The 372-nt window shown below is 76.1% G+C and carries 1 protein-coding gene; it reads right to left on the bottom strand.

Going from position 1 to position 372, the window contains the following annotated elements:
• Positions 1 to 372, bottom strand: a 372-nt coding sequence (locus UK12_RS42070; RefSeq protein ID WP_045307003.1) for a KR domain-containing protein, incomplete at both ends; no start/stop codon positions are given.

Here is a 372-nt window from a genome sequence, read left to right as displayed (position 1 = left end):
GTCGGGGGTGTCGCTGTTCGCGGCGGGTGCCTCGGAGTTGCGGGTGCGGCTGGCGCGGGCTGGTGCGGATGCGGTGTCGCTGCTCGTGGCCGACGGTTCGGGTGTGCCTGTCGTGGTGGTGGGGGCGTTGGTTCGGTGGTCGTTGGTGGCCGAGCAGTTGGCGGGTGCGGGGGGTGCGCACGCGTCGGTGTAACGTCGGGAGGGGGCGGGGGTCGCGGAGGCGTCTGAGGAGATGCGGGTGGCGGCGGGGGGGCGGGGGGTGGGGGTCTCGGTGGCGAGGGAGGTCGCGGGGATACCGGCGGCGCGGCGCCGGGCGGCCAGGGCGTCCAGGAAGCTGTTCGCCGCCGCGTAGTTGCCCTGGCCCGCGTTGCC

Origin of the sequence: Saccharothrix sp. ST-888 (genome assembly GCF_000955975.1) — a bacterium.
GTDB lineage: Bacteria > Actinomycetota > Actinomycetes > Streptomycetales > Streptomycetaceae > Kitasatospora.
This window is presented reverse-complemented; position numbering and strand designations above follow the sequence as displayed.